The organism is Wolbachia endosymbiont of Tuta absoluta, from assembly GCF_059414725.1.
On the sequence record NZ_JBNRJY010000284.1, the window covers coordinates 1 to 1,027 of the forward strand.

Genomic DNA, 1,027 nt, shown 5'->3' on the forward strand with positions numbered 1-1,027 from the left:
AAATATTATTTTTTCTCTGTTTTCGTGATAGTATAAATGCTAAACTACTGAAGCTAGAGAGTTAAAACTTAGACATGAAGTGTTTTATGTAATAAAGCAACTATTATAGATAAAATTCCGTTTTTTTTAATCCCCAACCCCCAAGGGATGAAAAGGGGGTTAATAGTTTGTATGAAAGTTTGTTGTCTTAAGTGTGATCGATCGTCTTCACGAATATGCCGAGCTTCTCCAAGCCAGCGTCCGCGCCTACACCCATTCCTGAAAGTAAACATACCATTTCAGACAGCAAGTTAATACATACATTAATCACGCCTGTATCCCTTACGGGGTAGGCAGAGCGTTAACGACCGTAAAACGGATATTGATAAAATTGTATGAAATTGTTAAAATTTTTAGCGCCCGCCGCGTGTACGTCGCTTTGAGACGAGTACCAAGAGATTGAAAATTTGGAAGTGTTAGTCGCGGCGTCGGTAGCTCAGATGGCAGAGCAGTATGTAGCAACATATAATTTCGCTGTCTTTACTTTGGCTATCATATCAATGGGTATGGTTTCAGCAATCTTCAATTTCTAAAGTGTTACAATGATTAAAAACTAAGCTTCAATGCTTTCTTACCCCCTCTTTAGATGAAAAATAAACTAAAGACCGAAAAATCTAATCCCTCAAGAACCTGCTTTGAATTCAGATTTAAGTTGATATTACACTACCCTGCAGAAAGAGCCTGATTTGGCATACATAGCTGGTCATTATATGGGCGTCATTACAATAAACTCAAGATAACCAGCAATGTACGCTTAACCAGGCTCAGTGTTAAAGCGGTTTTAGGCAGTCAAAACCGGATCGATCGTTTGCGAGATAGTGCGTGTGCTAAGTGTTTTTTTTAACCTAAGTTTATTTATATTACAAGTGCTACAGAAATTTTATAGTATCGTTTATTGCCTTTATCGTGCTTTAATTGACACAATTTATAATGATGGAGTGGAGCACGCAGGATATCTATCATTTTTAATCCTGTTATCAATATTTCC

1 pseudogene is annotated in these 1,027 nt (G+C 37.1%); it reads left to right on the plus strand.

Annotated features, from left to right (window positions below):
* Window positions 1-905: 905 nt before the first annotated feature.
* A pseudogene (locus tag ACJ5GX_RS03125) lies at window positions 906-1,027 on the plus strand (ribonuclease); the annotation flags it as partial.